A 13,323-nucleotide genomic window follows, 5' to 3' on the forward strand; every position below is an offset into this window, starting at 1 on the left:
TCTGTAAATTACAGGGCATGGTGAGCGGCTTCGCTATGCCCAAAATCTGGAGAAAGCTCGCTATGGATATTCCCGTTAATGCAGCAAAGCCGGGGCGTCGGCGTTATCTGACGCTGGTGATGATCTTTATTACGGTGGTCATTTGTTATGTTGACCGCGCTAACCTGGCCGTGGCTTCCGCCCATATTCAGGAAGAGTTCGGCATTACGAAAGCGGAAATGGGCTATGTATTTTCGGCCTTCGCCTGGCTTTATACGCTATGCCAGATCCCCGGCGGTTGGTTTTTAGATCGCGTAGGTTCTCGCGTGACTTATTTTATTGCGATATTTGGTTGGTCAGTGGCGACTTTATTCCAGGGCTTTGCCACGGGATTAATGTCATTAATTGGTCTGCGTGCGATAACCGGTATTTTCGAAGCGCCCGCTTTCCCGACCAATAACCGGATGGTGACCAGCTGGTTTCCGGAACATGAACGCGCTTCCGCCGTTGGTTTTTATACGTCTGGTCAGTTTGTCGGTCTGGCGTTTTTGACTCCGCTGCTGATCTGGATTCAGGAGATGTTGAGCTGGCACTGGGTGTTCATTGTCACTGGTGGTATCGGCATTATCTGGTCGCTGATTTGGTTTAAGGTTTATCAGCCGCCGCGCCTGACCAAAGGTATCAGCAAAGCTGAACTGGATTACATTCGTGATGGCGGCGGTCTGGTGGATGGTGATGCGCCGGTGAAGAAAGAGGCGCGTCAGCCGTTAACAGCCAAAGACTGGAAACTGGTGTTCCATCGTAAACTGATCGGCGTTTATCTTGGGCAATTTGCGGTGGCTTCTGCACTGTGGTTTTTCTTAACCTGGTTCCCGAACTATTTAACCCAGGAAAAAGGAATCACGGCGCTGAAAGCAGGCTTTATGACCACGGTGCCATTCCTCGCGGCGTTTGTCGGCGTCCTGCTCTCTGGCTGGGTCGCGGATCTGCTGGTACGTAAGGGCTTTTCACTGGGCTTTGCGCGTAAAACGCCGATTATCTGCGGCTTGCTGATCTCCACCTGCATTATGGGCGCTAACTACACCAACGATCCGATGATGATTATGTGCCTGATGGCGCTGGCATTCTTCGGCAACGGTTTTGCTTCGATTACCTGGTCGCTGGTCTCTTCTCTGGCACCGATGCGCCTGATTGGTTTAACCGGCGGCGTGTTTAACTTCGCCGGTGGTCTGGGCGGCATCACCGTTCCGCTGGTGGTGGGGTACCTGGCGCAGGGTTACGGTTTCGCGCCTGCACTGGTTTATATCTCCGCCGTCGCGTTGATTGGCGCGCTCTCTTACATCCTGCTGGTGGGTGATGTGAAGCGCGTTGGATAATCTTTCAACTGTGGAATATGCGCCACACCACTGCGCATAATCCACTTTCTTAAAGCCGGTGCGGTCAGGCATCGGCTTTTTACTATCTTGCCGAAGAGTTTTAAACGCAGTTTGCGTGTGGCGCGCCAGTAAGCGGCGTTGCTCTTCTCCGGCTGTTTCAGGAACACCGCACGCAGAATCTCTGCGCTATCCAGCGCATAGCTAATCCCCTCCAGCGAGCTGGCGCTGATAAATCCCGCCGCTTCACCAATCAGAAAGGCGTTGTCCTTACCACAGACAAAATCCTGCCAGCGTGAGGGAAACAACACCGTGCATTTCTCACTTTTCACCGCTTTGCCAAACTGGAACTGAAAGGCGCTCATTTTCTCTTTCAGCGTCGTGAAACGCGTCTGACCGTCTTTCATTGGATAGGCACCGCCAAAGATAAAATAACCATCTTTGCTGATACTCCATGAGTAACAGTCAGTTATCGCATTATCAAAGATGCAGGAGTAGAACGGCACCGGATGTTTCTCTGCGAACCACTGCTGGATAGCGACATATTTACGGATTTGATGATCCGGGTAGAGATGTCGCCGCACCATCGAGTTTGCGCCATCGGCACCGACCAGATAGCGGGCGGTAATATGTTGCTCCCAGCCGTCTGCACGAAAAATGACATGCCATTTATCATCCTCACGCCAGATTTTTCGGCACAGGCTATCGTGATAAACCTCAACGCTGGCGGGGATCAGCGATTTCATCCACAAGTCGAAAGCATGGCGATTAATATTGATATAGCTTCGCTGGTAGTTACGCGTGAGCGATGCGGCGACGTCGACAGTTTTGACGCTGAAAATCTGCAAGGTTTGCTGAAACCTTCAGTACCGCACTGGTGCTTTTTATCCAGCGCGATCACCTGCATTTTGCCGGCTAACTTTCGTGCCAACGCCGACCCTGCCGGGCCGAGGCCAATAATCGCCACGTCGAAATGTTCCATCTTTTCACTCACATTCATCACGATGGCAAAAGACTATTGTCTGAAAGTGAAGTCCTTGTGAAGTATGATGGCGGGAACCGTTTTGTATCAGGACCGCGCCATGAAACAGATAACCTTTGCTCCCCGTAATCACCTGCTCACCAATACCAATACCTGGACGCCCGACAGCCAGTGGCTGGTATTTGACGTGCGTCCTTCTGGGGCGTCGTTTACCGGCGAGACCATTGAGCGTGTGAATATCCATACAGGCGAGGTCGAGGTTATCTATCGCGCGTCACAGGGCGCACACGTCGGCGTGGTGACCGTTCATCCGAAGTCAGAGAAATATGTCTTTATTCACGGCCCTGAAAATCCTGATGAAACATGGCATTACGACTTCCATCATCGACGCGGAGTCATTGCTGAAGGCGGCAAGGTGAGCAATCTCGATGCAATGGATATTACCGCGCCGTATACGCCAGGAGCGCTGCGCGGTGGCAGCCATGTGCATGTCTTTAGCCCGAACGGTGAAAGGGGGAGCTTTACCTATAACGACCATGTAATGCATCAACTCGATCCGGCGCTGGATTTGCGAAACGTCGGGGTTGCTGCACCGTTTGGCCCGGTCAACGTACAAAAGCAACATCCGCGTGAATACAGCGGTAGCCACTGGTGTGTGCTGGTGAGTAAAACCACGCCCACGCCGCAGCCTGGCAGTGATGAAATCAATCGTGCTTATGAAGAAGGATGGGTAGGAAATCACGCGCTGGCGTTTATTGGCGACACACTTTCGCCAAAGGGCGAGAAAGTGCCGGAGCTATTTATCGTTGAGTTACCGCAAGATGAAGCTAGCTGGAAATCGGCAGGTGATGCGCCGTTAAGTGGAACGGAAACAACCCTACCCGCGCCACCGCGTGGCGTCGTGCAGCGACGTTTAACCTTTACCCATCATCGGGCTTATCCGGGGTTAGTCAACGTCCCGCGCCACTGGGTGCGCTGTAATCCGCAGGGTACGCAAATCGCGTTTTTAATGCGTGATGATAACGGCATTGTGCAACTGTGGCTTATCTCGCCACAGGGCGGCGAACCGCGCAAGTTAACCCATAACAAAACGGATATTCAGTCTGCATTTAACTGGCATCCGTCAGGAGAATGGTTGGGCTTTGTGCTGGATAATCGAATTGTTTGTGCCCATGCGCAAAGCGGCGAGGTTGAGTATTTAACCGAAAACCACGCCAATCCACCTTCTGCGGACGCCGTGGTCTTCTCGCCGGATGGTCAATGGCTGGCGTGGATGGAAGGTGGCCAGCTGTGGATCACCGAAACCGATCGCTAAATCAGTTATCAGGCATTCTGGCCGGTGGAATAACCGCATTGGTGGCTTGCGCGTTGGCTTCGCTTTTTTCAACGCGCGAGCGCACCGAGCTGTCTTTGCGGAACACATCCCACGGCAGTAAAAGCGTGTCCATCACAGCGGTAAACGGCATATCGAGAATCGCCAGCGACTTAGAGCCCCAGTTGGTTTCATCGTCGCCAATCATGGTGGCGCTGGCGCGGGTGCCGGGATACGTTCCTTCTTTCCCCCCGGTATGGGACATCACGCTGGAGCATCCTCCGAGTAATGTCATTCCGCTGCATATCATGAACGCTAACAACACATTTCTTATCATAATAAATTCATCTGTTGATCGTGGGTGTTGGCCTGATGAGTTATAGCGATCCCTTGCTGAAAATAACATCATCATTACGTCGCACTGTGGCGGCTATCGCACTTTAACGTTTCGTGCTGCCCCCTCAGTCTATGCAATAGACCATAAACTGCAAAAAAAAGTCCGCTGATAAGGCTTGAAAAGTTCATTTCCAGACCCATTTTACATCGTAGTCGATGAGGACGCGCCTGATGGGTGTTCTGGCTACCTGACCTGTCCATTGTGGAAGGTCTTACATTCTCGCTGATTTCAGGAGCTATTGATTATGCGTAACTTTGATTTATCCCCGCTTTACCGTTCTGCTATTGGATTTGACCGTTTGTTTAACCACTTAGAAAACAACCAGAGCCAGAGTAATGGCGGCTACCCTCCGTATAACGTTGAACTGGTAGACGAAAACCATTACCGCATTGCTATCGCTGTGGCTGGTTTTGCTGAGAGCGAACTGGAAATTACCGCCCAGGATAATCTGCTGGTGGTGAAAGGTGCTCACGCCGACGAACAAAAAGAGCGCACCTATCTGTACCAGGGCATCGCTGAACGCAACTTTGAACGCAAATTCCAGTTAGCTGAGAACATTCATGTTCGTGGGGCTAACCTGGTAAATGGTTTGCTGTATATCGATCTCGAACGCGTGATTCCGGAAGCGAAAAAACCGCGCCGTATCGAAATCAACTAATTCCCTAAGGCCGCCTGGCGCGGCCTGACATCTCCATGCTCGCCGTCAGGGAGCATATGCGAATCTTCGGATTTGCAGGTACTTACTCGCTTCTTAGAAGGAGAAATGACTATGCGTAACTTCGATTTATCCCCACTGATGCGTCAATGGATCGGTTTTGACAAACTGGCCAACGCACTGCAAAACGCCGGTGAAAGCCAGAGCTTCCCGCCGTACAACATTGAGAAAAGCGACGATAACCACTACCGCATTACCCTTGCGCTGGCAGGTTTCCGTCAGGAAGATTTAGAGATTCAACTGGAAGGTACGCGCCTGAGCGTAAAAGGCACGCCGGAGCAGCCAAAAGAAGAGAAAAAATGGCTGCATCAAGGGCTTATGAATCAGCCATTTAGCCTGAGTTTTACGCTGGCTGAAAATATGGAAGTCTCTGGCGCAACCTTCGTAAACGGTTTACTGCATATTGATTTAATTCGTAATGAGCCAGAACCCATCGCAGCGCAGCGTATCGCTATCAGCGAACGTCCCGCGTTAAATAGCTAACTAGCTATTCTCTTTGCCCCGCCATTCTGGTGGGGCTTTTTTTGTCTTTCTTCTTCAACAATGCGTTAAATTTCGACTGTTTAAGATATTTCGGCACGTTCTTTCCCGTGATAATGTGCGCTATAAGGCAAATCTGCTTCACCGATTCAGCCATAATCCGTAGCAATTAAAATGTTATCTCAAGAGAAATGGACGATGAGTGATATAGCATTAACGGTCAGTATTCTGGCTTTGGTGGCAGTCGTCGGTTTGTTTATCGGCAACGTCAAATTTCGCGGCATAGGATTAGGTATTGGCGGCGTGCTGTTTGGTGGGATCATCGTCGGCCATTTTGTTTCTCAGGCGGGGATGACATTAAGTAGCGATATGCTGCATGTTATTCAGGAATTTGGCCTGATCCTGTTCGTTTATACCATCGGGATTCAGGTAGGGCCGGGCTTCTTTGCCTCATTGCGCGTCTCCGGATTACGCCTCAACCTGTTTGCTGTTCTGATCGTCATCATCGGTGGTCTGGTTACCGCCATCCTGCATAAACTGTTTGATATTCCACTGCCGGTAGTGCTGGGGATTTTCTCCGGTGCGGTAACCAATACGCCAGCGCTGGGGGCAGGGCAGCAGATCTTGCGCGACCTGGGTACACCAATGGAAATGGTCGATCAGATGGGGATGAGTTACGCGATGGCGTATCCATTCGGCATTTGCGGGATTTTGTTCACCATGTGGATGTTGCGGGTTATTTTCCGCGTCAATGTCGAGACAGAAGCTCAGCAGCACGAGTCTTCACGCACCAATGGCGGCGCGCTGATCAAGACTATCAATATTCGCGTTGAGAACCCTAACCTGCATGATTTAGCCATTAAAGATGTACCGATTCTCAACGGCGACAAAATTATCTGCTCGCGTCTGAAACGAGAAGAAACCCTAAAAGTACCTTCGCCAGATACCATTATCCAACTGGGCGATTTGCTGCATCTGGTGGGGCAGCCAGCGGATTTACATAATGCGCAACTGGTGATTGGTCAGGAGGTCGATACCTCGCTGTCTACGAAAGGCACTGATTTGCGCGTCGAGCGTGTGGTGGTCACCAATGAAAACGTGCTCGGAAAACGTATTCGCGACCTGCACTTTAAAGAACGCTATGACGTTGTTATCTCGCGCCTGAACCGTGCCGGGGTCGAACTGGTCGCCAGTGGCGATATCAGCCTGCAGTTCGGCGATATCCTCAACCTGGTGGGGCGTCCGTCCGCAATTGATGCCGTTGCCAATGTGCTGGGGAATGCGCAGCAAAAACTGCAACAGGTTCAGATGCTGCCAGTGTTTATTGGCATCGGGCTTGGCGTATTGTTAGGTTCTATTCCCGTCTTTGTGCCAGGATTCCCGGCCGCGTTGAAACTGGGGCTGGCGGGCGGTCCGCTGATTATGGCGTTGATCCTCGGGCGTATCGGCAGTATCGGCAAGCTGTACTGGTTTATGCCGCCAAGTGCCAACCTCGCGCTGCGGGAGCTGGGGATCGTGCTGTTCCTCTCGGTCGTTGGTCTGAAATCTGGTGGGGATTTTGTGAATACCCTGGTCAATGGCGAAGGGCTAAGCTGGATTGGTTATGGTGCCCTGATCACCGCCGTTCCGCTGATTACTGTTGGCATTCTGGCGCGGATGTTAGCCAAAATGAATTACCTGACCATGTGCGGGATGCTGGCAGGTTCCATGACCGATCCTCCGGCGCTGGCGTTTGCTAATAATCTTCATCCAACCAGTGGTGCGGCGGCGCTCTCTTACGCCACTGTCTATCCGTTAGTGATGTTCCTGCGCATTATCACCCCCCAATTACTGGCGGTGCTCTTCTGGAGTATCGGTTAACTCTTTTCCGGGTGGAGTCGCCGTAAATGGTACTCCACCTAGTATTCGCTGGCATTTCTGAACATCACTGAATAATTCAAAAACTCCCCGCTCTCGCTATATGACAACGAGGTGATCCGCAGCAGTGGCGTGTGTTCCGCTACCTTCATTTGCCGCGCCAGCAGTCTATCGGCGAGCACCGGCATCAGGCTTTCATAATTACCGCCAATCAAAATCCCGCACTCTTGTTCAATATATTCAAACTTCGACCCTTCCAGATGTTGCAGTGAAAGGTTACGGAACAGTTTTACCGGCATATAGCTGTCTTCCAGCATTAGCGGTTTCCCTTCCACAAAACGAACGCGACGGGAGAAGTAGATCTGCTCGTTGATTTGAATCCGTAACTGGCTGGCAATGGCCGGAGGCGCAGGCATGATTTCAAAAATCAGCACCTGGCTGGTGACCGTTTTTCCCTGCCGTTTTAACACCTCCACCAGTCCGGTCAGGCTGGCGGTTTGATGCAGCACATCTTTGCGCACCAGGTAAGTGCCGCTGCCGTGGCGGCGGACCACCAGCCCCCACGCTACCAGCAGGTCAATGGCTTTACGGATAGTCATCCGCGATACCGCAAACTCTTCCGCCAGCTTTTTTTCACCGGGAAGAAGGCCGTTTAGCGTGAAATCCGCGGAATTAAGTCGAATTCTTAACCGCTCCGCAATGCTTTTGTAGATCATCTCTAGCTCTCTTTTTTGCCTGCAAGCACGGGTAATGCGCCCACAAGTTCTGCTTAATCGATTGAAAAAAATCTTTTTTTTAAAGATGTGTTCGATGCTGTGTACCTGTGCTCACAGATGTCTACTTTTTCGCGAAAACGTAGATCTCTACCGCCCAACGAAAAGCATGAAAGCGATCACGAATCCCATTGGGTCGTCATGTTCTGCCGATCGCATCTTCCTATCCTCGCTCCAGGTCTGCCGCATAACCAATCAGGCTTCCTACTTACAGAATTGAGAAAAGAGGATGTGGAAATGCTCAGTCAAATTCAACGCTTTGGCGGCGCGATGTTCACGCCAGTGCTGCTGTTTCCCTTCGCCGGGATTGTGGTGGGTCTTGCCATCTTGCTGCAAAACCCGATGTTTGTCGGGGAATCACTGACCGATCCGAACAGTTTATTCGCGCAAATCGTACACATTATTGAAGAGGGCGGTTGGACGGTATTCCGTAATATGCCGCTGATTTTTGCTGTCGGTTTACCCATTGGCCTTGCTAAGCAAGCGCAGGGACGTGCTTGTCTGGCGGTGATGGTGAGTTTCCTGACCTGGAACTATTTCATCAATGCGATGGGAATGACCTGGGGAAGCTACTTCGGCGTCGATTTCACTCAGGACGCGGTGGCAGGTAGCGGTCTGACAATGATGGCCGGGATTAAAACCCTCGATACCAGCATTATCGGCGCAATTATCATTTCCGGCATTGTGACGGCGCTGCATAACCGTCTGTTCGATAAAAAACTGCCGGTTTTTCTCGGCATTTTCCAGGGGACGTCTTATGTGGTGATTATCGCCTTCCTGGTGATGATCCCCTGTGCCTGGCTGACATTGCTCGGCTGGCCAAAAGTACAAATGGGGATTGAATCTCTGCAAGCGTTCCTGCGTTCGGCGGGTGCGCTTGGGGTGTGGGTTTACACCTTCCTCGAACGTATTCTGATCCCAACCGGTTTACACCACTTCATCTACGGACCGTTTATCTTTGGTCCGGCAGCTGTTGAAGGCGGCATTCAGATGTACTGGGCGCAGCATCTGCAAGAGTTCAGTCTGAGCGCCGAGCCGCTGAAATCGTTGTTCCCGGAAGGCGGTTTTGCCCTGCACGGTAACTCAAAAATCTTTGGTGCCGTGGGCATTTCTTTAGCGATGTACTTCACTGCCGCACCGGAAAATCGGGTAAAAGTGGCGGGCTTGCTGATTCCCGCAACCTTAACCGCCATGCTGGTGGGAATTACCGAACCGCTGGAATTTACCTTCCTGTTCATTTCACCGTTGCTGTTTGCGGTACACGCCGTGCTGGCGGCCTCAATGTCGACCGTAATGTATCTCTTTGGTGTGGTGGGCAACATGGGCGGAGGTCTGATTGACCAGGTTTTACCGCAAAACTGGATCCCGATGTTCAGCAACCACGCGGATATGATGCTGACCCAAATCGCCATTGGGTTGTGCTTTACCCTGCTGTACTTCGTGGTTTTCCGCCCCCTGATTCTGCAGTTCAACATGTGCACGCCGGGACGTGAAGATGCGGAAGTGAAACTCTACTCAAAAGCCGAATACAAAGCCTCGCGAGGCTAAACCACCGCTGCAGAGCCAAAAAAAGAGCTGGATCAGGCTGCCGGTATCCTGCAAGCCCTGGGCGGGGTCGGCAATATCTCCAGCATTAACAATTGCGCGACGCGTCTACGTATTGCACTGCATGACATGTCACAAACGCTGGATGACGAAGTCTTTAAAAAGCTGGGAGCGCACGGCGTCTTCCGTAGTGGCGATGCCATTCAGGTGATCATTGGTCTGCATGTATCCCAATTGCGTGAACAGCTCGATAGCTTAATTAATTCTCATCAATCAGCAGAAAATGTTGCCATTACGGAGGCAGTATAATGACCAAATTCTCAGTGGTTGTCGCAGGCGGTGGAAGCACCTTTACGCCAGGCATCGTGTTGATGCTCCTGGCGAATCAGGACCGTTTCCCGCTTCGTGCACTGAAATTTTATGATAACGATGGCGCGCGGCAGGAAGTGATTGCCGAAGCCTGTAAAGTCATCCTTAAAGAAAAAGCGCCGGACATTGCGTTTAGTTACACCACCGATCCTGAAGTGGCGTTCAGCGACGTTGATTTTGTTATGGCGCACATCCGCGTCGGCAAGTACCCGATGCGCGAACTGGATGAAAAAATCCCACGGCGCCACGGTGTTGTTGGTCAGGAAACTTGCGGACCCGGCGGAATAGCGTACGGCATGCGTTCCATTGGCGGCGTCCTGGAACTGGTGGATTATATGGAAAAATATTCACCAAACGCCTAGATGCTCAACTACTCCAACCCGGCAGCAATTGTCGCAGAAGCCACGCGTCGTCTGCGCCCGAATGCGAAAATCCTCAACATCTGTGACATGCCAATCGGTATTGAAAGCCGGATGGCGCAAATTGTTGGGCTGCAAGATCGCAAACAGATGCGCGTGCGCTACTACGGCCTGAACCACTGGTGGTCGGCGATATCCCGCAGTTTCAGAAAGGGTTAATGAGTCAGCAAGTGGCGGTGGAAAAACTGGTCGTGGACGCCTGGGAACAGCGTTCATATCAGCACCTGTGGCAGGCGATTACGTTGTCGAAAACGGTACCGAGCGCCTCGGTCGCCAAAGCTATTCTGGATGAGTTGCTGGAGGCCAACAAAGCGTACTGGCCAGAGTTACGTTAATTGTGTGGACTGGCATCCGTTGGGTGCTGGTCCGTATTCTTTAGCACGGCTGACGGCGCATAACCAAATTTATGTTTAAAGGCTTTGCTGAAATGAAAGGAGTCGAAGAAGTTGAGCGTATCAGCGACTTCGCCAACCGAGTTTCCTTGTTGCTTTAATAGCGATAGCGCCAGATCCAGACGCGCATCGAGGTAATATTCTTTCGGCGTCTTGCCGGTATAGCGTAAAAACAGACGACGCAACCAGGCTTCGCTACAGGGGATCGTGGCAGCCATATCAGCTACGCTCCAGCGTTGTTGCAGACTGGCATGTAAAGTGGCAATTAATTTTTCAATTTGCCGCCGTTGTGGATCTTTTTTACCATCTGCAGACATAAGACAAATCCACTGATAAATAATTTTCGTCAGAAAAGCGACTGCCAGATTATTTTTTATTGCTTCTGGTGAAGTTATTAACTCAGCAACTTCGGTGAGTTCCTGATTATAAATTTCGCCATTATAAATAACGCTTTGCTGACCAACGGGAATATCCATCATACTGGTGGGGGTAAATTCCATCCAGTACTGTTCCAAGACTAAACCTTCACAGTGATAAGAGTGAATATCCATTGGCTTTAAAAATATAATACAGTTGCCATGCAGAGTTATTTGTTCGCCATTCTTTAAAAGAATTTTCCCACATCCTTGTACGGTATACACCGCAACCCATGAGTTGGCGATAAGCGGTTTCTTCTTGTCCCGCGGCCAGATCACCCGGTAATGCTCGTCGGCGTAGGTATGCCAGAGCGAGATCAGAGAAATTCCGCTGGAGATCACATTTTCGTTAATCAATAAGGGAATATTGTACGGAGTTTCGTTTTTTACATCTGAACTTTGCAATTTTCCATTCATTTTAATATCCCTCCGGCGAATTATGCTCACAACCTGAACTTAACAGAAAACAATCCGTTCAGGGATACGACGTTTGTATTTTAAGAATCTGACTGCCTGACCCGACACATTTTACCTCTCCCTATATTCATGCGTCCGGGACATAAACATAAATAAGGGCTATGAGATGAATTCGTTACAAATCTTGAGTTTTGTCGGTTTTACGCTGCTGGTGGCGGTGATCACCTAGTGGAAGGTTCGCAAAACAGATACCGGATCGCAACAAGGCTATTTTCTTGCCGGACGTTCACTAAAAGCGCCGGTTATTGCCGCTTCGTTAATGTTAACCAACCTTTCCACGGAACAACTGGTTGGTCTTTCCGGGCAGGCCTACAAAAGCGGCATGTCGGTGATGGGCTGGGAAGTGACTTCAGCGGTGACGCTGATCTTCCTCGCGCTAATCTTTTTACCGCGCTATCTGAAGCGCGGCATTGCCACCATCCCCGATTTTCTGGAGGAACGTTATGATAAAACGACGCGTATTATCATCGACTTCTGCTTCCTCATTGCCACCGGCGTCTGCTTTCTGCCGATTGTTCTCTACTCCGGCGCGTTGGCGCTCAACAGCCTGTTTCACGTCGGGGAATCGCTACAGATTTCTCACGGTGCGGCTATCTGGCTACTGGTAATTTTGCTTGGTCTGGCGGGAATTTTGTATGCGGTGATCGGCGGACTGCGCGCAATGGCAGTGGCGGACTCCATCAACGGTATTGGGCTGGTTATCGGCGGGTTGATGGTGCCGGTATTTGGCCTGATCGCGATGGGCAAGGGCAGCTTTATGCAGGGCATTGAGCAAATTACCACCGTTCACGCCGAGAAATTAAACTCAGTCGGTGGCCCGACCGATCCCTTGCCGATTGGCGCGGCATTTACCGGTTTAATTCTGGTGAACACCTTTTACTGGTGTACAAATCAGGGCATCGTGCAACGCACGCTGGCGTCAAAAAGCCTGGCGGAAGGGCAAAAGGGGGCGCTGTTAACGGCGGTGCTGAAAATGCTCGACCCGCTGGTACTGGTGCTGCCAGGGTTGATTGCGTTTCATCTGTATCAGGATCTACCGAAAGCCGACATGGCCTACCCGACGCTGGTCAATAACGTTCTGCCAGTGCCACTGGTGGGTTTCTTCGGCGCGGTGTTATTTGGTGCGGTGATCAGTACCTTCAACGGCTTTCTGAATAGCGCCAGTACATTATTCAGTATGGGTATTTACCGTCGCATCATTAACCAGAATGCCGAGCCGCAGCAGCTGGTCACCGTCGGGCGCAAATTTGGTTTCTTTATCGCTATCGTTTCGGTTTTGGTAGCGCCGTGGATCGCCAACGCGCCGCAGGGGCTGTATAGCTGGATGAAACAGCTCAACGGCATTTACAACGTGCCGCTGGTTACCATCATCATTATGGGCTTTTTCTTCCCGCGCATCCCGGCGCTGGCGGCAAAAGTGGCGATGGGGATTGGCATAATCAGCTACATCACCATCAACTATCTGGTGAAGTTCGACTTCCATTTCCTCTATGTGCTGGCCTGTACGTTCTGCATCAACGTGGTCGTGATGCTGGTGATCGGTTTTATCAAACCGCGCGCCACGCCGTTCACCTTCAAAGATGCGTTTGCGGTGGACATGAAACCGTGGAAAAACGTCAAGATCGCGTCAATTGGTATCCTGTTCGCGATGATTGGCGTCTATGTCGGGCTGGCTGAATTCGGCGGCTACGGTACGCGCTGGTTAGCGATGATCAGTTATTTCATCGCTGCCGTAGTGATTGTCTACCTGATTTTTGACAGCTGGCGGCATCGTCACGACCCAGCCGTAACCTTTACTCCCGACGCGAAGGATAGCCTATGAAACGCCCCAATTGAC

8 protein-coding genes, 4 pseudogenes and 1 other annotated feature are annotated in these 13,323 nt (G+C 51.2%); of the genes and pseudogenes, 8 read left to right on the forward strand and 4 right to left on the reverse strand.

Features of this window, described 5'->3' with window-relative positions; all coding sequences use genetic code 11:
- Nucleotides 1–17 precede the first annotated feature (17 nt).
- Complete coding sequence (locus ACUU1I_RS05255) at nt 18–1,355, forward strand: MFS transporter (protein WP_000253451.1); 1,338 nt, start codon at nt 18–20, stop codon at nt 1,353–1,355.
- Here ACUU1I_RS05255 and cbrA read toward each other — a convergent pair.
- Nucleotides 1,316–2,334: pseudogene (gene cbrA, locus ACUU1I_RS05260) on the reverse strand (colicin M resistance lipid reductase CbrA). The gene ACUU1I_RS05255 and the pseudogene cbrA sit on opposite strands and share 40 nt — an antisense overlap.
- Nucleotides 2,335–2,434: 100 nt before the next feature.
- On the opposite strand from cbrA, the gene ACUU1I_RS05265 reads away from it, so the two are divergent.
- Nucleotides 2,435–3,649 carry a DUF3748 domain-containing protein gene (locus ACUU1I_RS05265; RefSeq protein ID WP_005071768.1) on the forward strand — a complete coding sequence of 405 codons (1,215 nt, stop codon included), beginning with the start codon at nt 2,435–2,437 and terminating at the stop codon, nt 3,647–3,649.
- Between the two features lies 1 nt (nt 3,650).
- Here ACUU1I_RS05265 and ACUU1I_RS05270 read toward each other — a convergent pair whose 3' ends face one another.
- Nucleotides 3,651–3,983, reverse strand: a complete 333-nt coding sequence (locus tag ACUU1I_RS05270) for a YceK/YidQ family lipoprotein (protein ID WP_000620886.1) — start codon at nt 3,981–3,983, stop codon at nt 3,651–3,653.
- 238 nt (nt 3,984–4,221) lie between these two features.
- Nucleotides 4,222–4,294, forward strand: a sequence feature (ROSE (Repression Of Heat Shock gene Expression) occurs in the 5'-region of heat shock genes and acts as an RNA thermometer to modulate expression.).
- On the opposite strand from ACUU1I_RS05270, the gene ibpA reads away from it, so the two are divergent.
- The 3 genes from ibpA to ACUU1I_RS05285 all read left to right on the forward strand — a co-directional run bounded on the left by ibpA (nt 4,288) and on the right by ACUU1I_RS05285 (nt 7,098).
- Entirely contained in the window at nt 4,288–4,701 is a 414-nt protein-coding gene (gene ibpA / locus ACUU1I_RS05275; protein ID WP_001243437.1) for a small heat shock chaperone IbpA, read from the forward strand. Its footprint overlaps the feature before it by 7 nt.
- 111 nt (nt 4,702–4,812) lie before the next feature.
- A complete protein-coding gene (ibpB, locus tag ACUU1I_RS05280) occupies nt 4,813–5,241 on the forward strand; it encodes a small heat shock chaperone IbpB (protein ID WP_001243431.1) in 429 nt (142 codons plus the stop codon).
- Between the two features lie 195 nt (nt 5,242–5,436).
- Nucleotides 5,437–7,098, forward strand: coding sequence for a putative transporter (locus ACUU1I_RS05285; protein WP_001279752.1), 1,662 nt, complete (start codon nt 5,437–5,439; stop codon nt 7,096–7,098).
- Between the two features lie 38 nt (nt 7,099–7,136).
- Here ACUU1I_RS05285 and ACUU1I_RS05290 read toward each other — a convergent pair whose 3' ends face one another.
- Complete coding sequence (locus tag ACUU1I_RS05290) at nt 7,137–7,811, reverse strand: GntR family transcriptional regulator (RefSeq protein WP_005071775.1); 675 nt, start codon at nt 7,809–7,811, stop codon at nt 7,137–7,139.
- Nucleotides 7,812–8,105: 294 nt separating this feature from the next.
- Here ACUU1I_RS05290 and ACUU1I_RS05295 point away from each other — a divergent pair.
- Together ACUU1I_RS05295 and ACUU1I_RS05300 are read left to right on the forward strand one after the other, a co-directional pair.
- Nucleotides 8,106–9,722 (forward strand): annotated as a pseudogene (locus tag ACUU1I_RS05295) (PTS sugar transporter subunit IIB).
- Nucleotides 9,722–10,536 (forward strand): annotated as a pseudogene (locus ACUU1I_RS05300) (family 4 glycosyl hydrolase). The pseudogenes ACUU1I_RS05295 and ACUU1I_RS05300 overlap by 1 nt, the downstream one beginning before the upstream one ends.
- Here ACUU1I_RS05300 and ACUU1I_RS05305 read toward each other — a convergent pair.
- Nucleotides 10,533–11,426: a helix-turn-helix transcriptional regulator gene (locus ACUU1I_RS05305; protein ID WP_005071780.1), complete on the reverse strand. Its 894-nt coding sequence runs from the start codon at nt 11,424–11,426 to the stop codon at nt 10,533–10,535. The pseudogene ACUU1I_RS05300 and the gene ACUU1I_RS05305 sit on opposite strands and share 4 nt — an antisense overlap.
- Nucleotides 11,427–11,592: 166 nt before the next feature.
- On the opposite strand from ACUU1I_RS05305, the pseudogene ACUU1I_RS05310 reads away from it, so the two are divergent.
- Nucleotides 11,593–13,308, forward strand: a pseudogene (locus ACUU1I_RS05310) (solute:sodium symporter family transporter).
- The last annotated feature ends 15 nt before the right edge of the window (nt 13,309–13,323 follow it).

The sequence above is a fragment of the Shigella sp. SIG3 genome (assembly GCF_053555855.1).

What these genes read in the sequence shown, in the direction of transcription:
- ACUU1I_RS05255 (WP_000253451.1), top strand. Translation starts at nt 18, where the DNA reads ATGGTGAGCGGCTTCGCTATGCCCAAAATCTGGAGAAAGCTCGCTATG.
- ACUU1I_RS05265 (WP_005071768.1), top strand. Translation starts at nt 2,435, where the DNA reads ATGAAACAGATAACCTTTGCTCCCCGTAATCACCTGCTCACCAATACC.
- ACUU1I_RS05270 (WP_000620886.1), bottom strand. Translation starts at nt 3,983, where the DNA reads ATGATAAGAAATGTGTTGTTAGCGTTCATGATATGCAGCGGAATGACA.
- ibpA (WP_001243437.1), top strand. Translation starts at nt 4,288, where the DNA reads ATGCGTAACTTTGATTTATCCCCGCTTTACCGTTCTGCTATTGGATTT.
- ibpB (WP_001243431.1), top strand. Translation starts at nt 4,813, where the DNA reads ATGCGTAACTTCGATTTATCCCCACTGATGCGTCAATGGATCGGTTTT.
- ACUU1I_RS05285 (WP_001279752.1), top strand. Translation starts at nt 5,437, where the DNA reads ATGAGTGATATAGCATTAACGGTCAGTATTCTGGCTTTGGTGGCAGTC.
- ACUU1I_RS05290 (WP_005071775.1), bottom strand. Translation starts at nt 7,811, where the DNA reads ATGATCTACAAAAGCATTGCGGAGCGGTTAAGAATTCGACTTAATTCC.
- ACUU1I_RS05305 (WP_005071780.1), bottom strand. Translation starts at nt 11,426, where the DNA reads ATGAATGGAAAATTGCAAAGTTCAGATGTAAAAAACGAAACTCCGTAC.